7 protein-coding genes are annotated in these 6,174 nt (G+C 69.0%); 2 read left to right on the forward strand and 5 right to left on the reverse strand.

The window, feature by feature from the left end; translation table 11 throughout:
* Positions 1-16: 16 nt before the first annotated feature.
* The 3 genes from ABY44_RS07705 to ABY44_RS07715 all read right to left on the reverse strand — a co-directional run bounded on the left by ABY44_RS07705 (position 17) and on the right by ABY44_RS07715 (position 2,757).
* Complete coding sequence (locus ABY44_RS07705; protein WP_021158166.1) at positions 17-565, reverse strand: hypothetical protein; 549 nt, start codon at positions 563-565, stop codon at positions 17-19.
* A gap of 184 nt (positions 566-749) precedes the next feature.
* Positions 750-1,703, reverse strand: a complete 954-nt coding sequence (locus tag ABY44_RS07710) for a DMT family transporter (protein WP_060173356.1) — start codon at positions 1,701-1,703, stop codon at positions 750-752.
* Between the two features lie 259 nt (positions 1,704-1,962).
* Positions 1,963-2,757, reverse strand: a complete 795-nt coding sequence (locus ABY44_RS07715; protein WP_060173279.1) for an AraC family transcriptional regulator — start codon at positions 2,755-2,757, stop codon at positions 1,963-1,965.
* 170 nt (positions 2,758-2,927) lie between these two features.
* On the opposite strand from ABY44_RS07715, the gene ABY44_RS07720 reads away from it, so the two are divergent.
* Positions 2,928-3,761 carry a molybdenum cofactor biosynthesis F family protein gene (locus ABY44_RS07720; RefSeq protein WP_060173354.1) on the forward strand — a complete coding sequence of 278 codons (834 nt, stop codon included), beginning with the start codon at positions 2,928-2,930 and terminating at the stop codon, positions 3,759-3,761.
* The gene (locus ABY44_RS07725; RefSeq protein ID WP_060086298.1) at positions 3,758-4,567 is read left to right on the forward strand and encodes an SDR family oxidoreductase; all 810 of its coding nucleotides are present in this window, start codon (positions 3,758-3,760) and stop codon (positions 4,565-4,567) included. The genes ABY44_RS07720 and ABY44_RS07725 overlap by 4 nt, the downstream gene beginning before the upstream one ends.
* A gap of 103 nt (positions 4,568-4,670) precedes the next feature.
* Here the strand turns inward: ABY44_RS07725 and ABY44_RS07730 are convergent, their stop codons facing one another.
* Both ABY44_RS07730 and ABY44_RS07735 read right to left on the reverse strand, forming a co-directional pair.
* Complete coding sequence (locus ABY44_RS07730) at positions 4,671-5,153, reverse strand: cupin domain-containing protein (RefSeq protein ID WP_021158171.1); 483 nt, start codon at positions 5,151-5,153, stop codon at positions 4,671-4,673.
* 277 nt (positions 5,154-5,430) lie between these two features.
* Positions 5,431-6,138: a hypothetical protein gene (locus ABY44_RS07735; protein ID WP_060173278.1), complete on the reverse strand. Its 708-nt coding sequence runs from the start codon at positions 6,136-6,138 to the stop codon at positions 5,431-5,433.
* Positions 6,139-6,174: the final 36 nt, after the last annotated feature.

The following is a 6,174-nucleotide window of genomic DNA, read 5'->3' on the forward strand; positions in this document are numbered from 1 at the left end:
GGCGACGCCGGCGGCGTCACGCGTGTTCGACGAACGCGTAGCGGCCTTCGACCTTGCGCGGCGTGAACCAGCCGTAGTCGGGGAACATCCGGTTGCGTACGTACCAGACGTAGCCCACCAGCAACGCGGTGATCACGAGACTCGGCAGCGCGGTCGACGGATCGCGTCCGAGCTCGGCGATGGTCTTCGGCAACTGCAGCAGCGACAGCAGGATGAACGCGTGATAGGCGCCGACGCGATGGGTCGCGAAGCCCCAGATGAACAGCAGCGACAGCGGCACGGTCAACGCCAGGAACACGGCCACGAGGCCGGTGCCGGCGCCGCTTGCGAAGAAGTAATACGCGAGCACGAGGCTGATCGCCAGCTGGGCGATACCGAGCGCGACCAGGATCCGGACGTGCACCTTGTTCTTGCGGCAGCGCTCGGGGTCGGGGCGCGATGCGATCAGGTGCGCGAGCACGCGATCCTTGAGCCCCTGTCCGGACAGTTCGGCCAGTGCGTCGGCCTTCCTCGTTCCCGCGGAGAGCAGCACCGCGATTCTTGTTTTGGCTTCCTTCCTGTTCATTGCGTGTCGGATTGTTGTTCGATGGTTGTCAAAGGGGCCGGCCACGCGAATATTGCATCTTGCGGGGTGGTGCGCAATCGATTTGCGGCACACGGACACATTCCTACAGTGGCCGGGGGCGCGGGCCACGACGATGTGACGGGAGGAAGTGGCCGCCGCTGCCGCAATCCCGCGATGACCGCCGTCAGTCGGCGGCGGTTTGAGCGGGGGTGGGCGCGGGGCTGGCTGGCCGGGCATCGTGCGTGTCGGCGAGCCGCTCGCGCCGCCGCGTTGCGCCGACGAGCATGCCCGCGACGACGAGTGCGATGCCGGCGACCCGCGTGACGTTCAACGTTTCACCGAACAGCGCGACCGCGAACAGCACGGCCGAGACCGGCGCGACCGCCGTGAACAGCGCGGCCTCGGTTCCGCTGGTGCGCGCCGAACCCGCGTACCAGCACAGGTAGCCGAGCACGGTCGGCACCAGCGCGTAGTAGGCGATTGCCGACACGGCGCCGACAGTCCAGCCGTCTGCGACCGCGTGCCATTCGAATACAGCCGGCACGAGCGCGAGGACGAAGCCGAGGCCCGACATCGCGGTGGACAGCGCGAGCGGCGGCAGCGGCGCGGCAAGGCGCCGGTTGAGCAGGATGAATACGGCTTCGCATGCGACGGCGGCCAGCACCAGTGCATCGCCGGCAAGCGTCCGGAGCGACGGCAGCGCGTGGCCGGGGGCGAACGTGACGAACAGCACGCCGGCCGTGGCGAGCGCGGCGGCCGCCCAGTCGCGCGGCGTCTGCCGCTCGCGCAGCACGACGGCTGCGATCAGCGTCGACATCGCGGGCAGCGTGCCCAGCATCACGCCTGCGTCGAGCGGCGACGACAGCTTCGTGCCGCTGATCAGCAGCACCGTATAACCGACGCCGCCCGCCGCAGCCTGGATGACGAGCAGCACGCCGTCGCGGGTGGAAATGCGCGGCCAGCGCATTCGCTGCGCGCGCATCAGCGCGAACAGCAGCGGTGTCGCGATCAGGAAGCGCAGCGCGGTGGCCGAGAACGGCGGCAGGCCGCCTGCCGCGAGACGGCTCGCGATGACGGTGCTGCCGACGCCCGCCATTGCGGCGGCGAGATAGAGATAGCCGATCAGTCGTGTCTTCATGCGCCGCATCGTCGCGTATGGCGGCGTCGCGCGTCTTGAACGAAATTGCAGCGGGCGCGGGAGTGTCGAGGGCAGTGCGTGGGGCGTTGCGCGCGTGCGTTCGCGCAGACTGCTGTCGAAGTCGAAGTCGAAGTCGAAGTCGAAGCCCAAGCCCAAGCCCAAGCCCAAGCCCAAGCCCAAGCCGCGCTTGCCGTCGTCGACGTCGGGGCCCGCCTTCGATCGCCTTGCGACCGATCGCGTTGCGCAAGGACGCAGGGCATCAACCGGCCTGCGTAAATCTCCCAGGCGTGATTCCGAACTGGCGTGCGAACGCACGCGTCAGGTGGCTCTGATCGGCAAAGCCGGCTTCGGCCGCGGCATCGGCGATCGGCAGGCCGCTGGCGAGCAGCGCGCGTGCCAGCCGCGCACGCGACTGGATCAGGTAGGCGTGCGGTGTGATGCCGAGTTCACGGGCAAACCCGCGCAGCAGCTGGAAGCGGCTCACGCCGCTCAGGCCGGCCAGCTCGGCGAGCGAAACGGGGGCGGCCGGTGCCGCGTCGAGCCGCTCCCGCGCGATGCGGATCGCTGGTGCAACGCCCGCCGTCGGCAGCGTGCGGTTAGCGTGCCGGGCGAGCAGTCCGGCGACGAGCATCACGAGAGCCTCGTCGCGGGCAAGCGGCCGGGATTCCCCCGCGACGATGCGCGCATGCAGCCGGCCGACGGCGGCCGTGAGCCGCGCGTCGCGCACCGCCGGATGCGCCAGTTCGATGCCGCCGAGGCCTTCTTCCGCCGCGACGCCCGCGACCAGCGCGGGCGCGAGGTACAGCATCCGCCAGCGCCGGCCCGTGCCGGCCTCGATCGGCGAACCGTCATGCATCTCGCCCGGGTTGACCATGATCGCGTCGCCGGCCAGGGCGTCGACCTGCCCGCGGCCGCTCCACGACCGGTGCGCGCCGCTGACGATCACGCCGACCCCGAATTCGTCGTGCGCGTGGCGCGGAAACGCGCGGTCGGATTCGAGGCTGATTGCCTCGATGCCTTCGCCGGTCCGTCGGTAGTGGGTGACGCGGTGCATGTGCGCTCCTCGCGCCGGTCGCGGCGCGGATTTCGTGCACTTTAGCGCGTTCCGGCGCCGCGCGCCCTTCATCCTTTTGGCCGATACCGCGCATCGCGCGCAGCCCGCACCATGTGCACATGAGCAGCGTACACGGCCCGCCGGGCCTGAAGCTGCGCGGGAGACGGCAGGTGGAACAACAGGATCCGGTATTCATTCAGGTTGGCGCGCTCGCGGACGGCTTCGCGCCGGAAGCGAACATCCTCGCATCCTCCGATGCGCTCGCCGGGCATACGCTGACGCTCGGCGATGCGTCGGGGGCATGGCGGGTCTACACGTTCGAGCCGGGCGCGCTGCAGTGGCGCGACGCGGCGACCGGCACGAGCGGCCGAGAGCCGTGCCGCGTCACGCGGTTGCGCAACGGGCTGTACTTCGTCGACTACATCGATTCGGCCGCCCGCGCGACGTCGGTCAGTCTCGTGATCGATCTCGACAACGGTGTATGGACGTCGGTCGTCGGCACGCTGCCGACCGAAGCCGACACGCGTATCGATGCATTCACGCGGGTTGCGCGCGGGCTGCCGCTGACGGGCGTCGAGGCCGGTTTCCGGCACGGCACGCTCGCCGGCCATACGCAGCCGGGGCCGCTGCACGGGCCCACGCGCGAGCTGATCGGCAAGCGGACGATGTACCGCTACAGCCCGACCGAATGCTATGAGCACATCTACCTGAACGAGAACTTCTACGCGTGGCAGTGCCTGCAGGGTGTCGAAGGCGGGTTGGCCGATGTCGACCGCTGCCATTACTTCAGGATTGCAGAGGAGCTGTATCTGTTCGTGTGGCGCGAAAAGGTGGTGCCGACGCTCGGCGTCGTGCTGATCGACCTCGCGCAGCGCAAGACAGACGGCAAGATCTTCGGCTACCAGGGCGGCGATTTCGGCACGCTGTCGAACTTCCCGATCGGCGCGCATGCGCAGGTGCTGAACGACACCGTGCATCCGCTCGACGGCGGGGCGCAGCGATGAATGCCGTGCCGGGCAGCGGCCGCCTGCGGGCGGATTTCAGCGGGCGCGTCGTGCTCGTCACGGGCGCCGCGCAGGGGATCGGCGCGGCGATCGCGCGCCGTTTCGCGGAATCCGACGCGTTCGTCGCGCTCGCCGACCTGAACGGCGAGGCCGCCGCCGCGCAGGCCGACGCGCTCGCGAGCGCGGGCGGCGAGGCGCGCGCCTATCGGGTGGATGCGGCCAGCCGCGACCAACTGGGCGCGCTGGTCGCGGCAGTCGAGCGCGATGGCGGCCGGCTCGATGTCGTCGTCCACAATGCCGCGTATTTTCCGCTGACGCCGTTCACGCAGATCGACGAGCCGACGCTCGACCGGACGCTGTCGGTCAACCTGTCGGCGCTGTTCTGGCTCGCACAGGCCGCGTTGCCGGCCTTCGGGCGCGCGGGGGCGGGGCGGCTGCTCGTCACGTCGTCGGTGACGGGGCCGCGCGTCGTATATCCGGGGCTCGCGCATTACGCGGCGTCGAAGGCCGGTGTGAACGGCTTCATTCGCGCGGCGGCGCTGGAGCTCGCACGCCACAACGTGACGGTGAATGGTGTCGAACCGGGAATGATCCGCACGCCGGCGGCAGGCAATCTTGGCGATGCGTCGGTCGCCGCGCAGATCGCGCGCGACATTCCGCTTGCGCGGATGGGCGAGCCGGAAGATGTCGCGAACGCGATGCTGTTTCTCGCGTCGGCCGATGCCGCGTACATCACGGGGCAGACGATCGTCGTCGATGGCGGTGCGACGTTGCCCGAGAGCGGGGCGGTGCTGGGCGGCGAGTGACGGCTGGCCGGGTAACGCGCCGCGAAACGGGGCGGCTCCGGCGGCCTGCCGCGCATTCACGCAGCAGGCTCGGCGTGTTCCGTCGTGGGCATCTTCGCGAGCGTCAGTCCGGCATGCCGTCGTGGTCCCCGAGCGGCCTGGCGGGCCAGTCCACCCAGCGGTCCGCGCGGGTAAGCTCGTACGCCTCGTTCTTCGGGTAGCGGATGCGGTTGTCGTCGCGCGGGCGTTCGCCGATCACCATCAGCCTGACCTCGTCCTTCGTGTTGTTGATGAAGGTGTGACAGATGCCGGTGCCCGCCGGAAACGCGACGGAATCACCTTCGGCAACGGGGTGCAGCACGCCGTCGATCCAGACATCGGGCTTGCCCTCGAGCACGTACACAAACTCCTGCTCGGTGCTTTCGGCATGCGGATATGACGTCCGCCGACCCGGCAGGAGCCTCACGTGATGAATGCCGATACGGGTGATGCCGAGTTCGGCGGAAAGCGGTGCGTCCAGCGCCATCGGCTCGGTGTCGCCGCGATAGCAATGCGCTTCCGGTTCTTCGAGCTCGGTCCAGTGCTTGATGAAATCGGGGCGGGTCATTGGGTGCTCTCCTTTCGGGGGATGTCGACTGCGGCGATTCACGCGCCGGCGTCGGCAGCGGTTTGCGCTCCGTCTCGGCGAATGGACCTCCGCCGATAACTTGCCGGCCGATGCGAAACGACGGTTGCGCGTCGCGGCTGCCGGGCGGCGGGATGTGTGGCCCGGATGTCGCCGGCGAAGCGATCGGCGACATCCACGGTATTTTGCGACGAACCTGTTTGCATTGTGGAAATGACGTGCGAGACGCGCGCATGCCTCCCGCCGCGTACCGCCGCGACTACAGCCAGCCGTTGCGGATGAACTCGACGATCGAATAGCGGCGGTGCTCGAGATCGTGCTGCCGGACGGCATCGACGATGCGCGATACGCCATCCGCGTAGGGCGTATCGCCCACCACGCGCGATTCGAACTGCAGGCTGCACGCACCGTCGTCGATGCGTATCCGGTGAATCGCGTGGCGGCCGAGCTGATCGTCGGCGACGGCGAATTCGCTGCGCTGCACGTCCGGGTCGCGCACGGAGCGGATGTCTTCCGGCGGCACGCCGAGCGACTGGCCGATCCCGACGGCCGTGCCCGGGACGGACGTCTTGCCTGCCTGGTGCGACTCCGTCAGGCTGATCCGGCAGTCGTGAAACAGGTGGCCGCTGGTTTCCAGCATGCTCATGAACTTGAGCATCAGGATGTTCGTGTTCGGACACAGCACGACCGGGAAAGCGTACGCGCCGGTTTCGAGGACGGAGCCGGTGGACAGCTCGACGAGCGGCGACGCGGTGGCCTCGCAGAACGCGATGACGTCAGGGAGTTCGCGGCCGGAACCGGCATGCACGACGATCGAGCGGGCGTCGATATGCCGGGCGTCGCTACGCTGCGCATCGTGGTGCGTGCTGTCCGACCACGCCATTACGCGACAGGTTGCGGGGTCGAGCCGGTGCGCGCCGAGCAGTTCGCTGGCCAGCTTGCCGGTTCCTACGACGAGTACTTGCATGGCATTGACGGGTTGAGGTTCGGAATTCGTTCAGGA

Source organism: Burkholderia sp. ZZQ-2 (assembly GCF_050768715.1).
Lineage (GTDB): Bacteria > Pseudomonadota > Gammaproteobacteria > Burkholderiales > Burkholderiaceae > Burkholderia > Burkholderia cepacia.

Bases quoted from the DNA above. Each gene is read 5' to 3' on its own strand.
- ABY44_RS07705 (WP_021158166.1), bottom strand. From the start codon at position 565: ATGAACAGGAAGGAAGCCAAAACAAGAATCGCGGTGCTGCTCTCCGCG.
- ABY44_RS07710 (WP_060173356.1), bottom strand. From the start codon at position 1,703: ATGAAGACACGACTGATCGGCTATCTCTATCTCGCCGCCGCAATGGCG.
- ABY44_RS07715 (WP_060173279.1), bottom strand. From the start codon at position 2,757: ATGCACCGCGTCACCCACTACCGACGGACCGGCGAAGGCATCGAGGCA.
- ABY44_RS07725 (WP_060086298.1), top strand. From the start codon at position 3,758: ATGAATGCCGTGCCGGGCAGCGGCCGCCTGCGGGCGGATTTCAGCGGG.
- ABY44_RS07730 (WP_021158171.1), bottom strand. From the start codon at position 5,153: ATGACCCGCCCCGATTTCATCAAGCACTGGACCGAGCTCGAAGAACCG.
- ABY44_RS07735 (WP_060173278.1), bottom strand. From the start codon at position 6,138: ATGCAAGTACTCGTCGTAGGAACCGGCAAGCTGGCCAGCGAACTGCTC.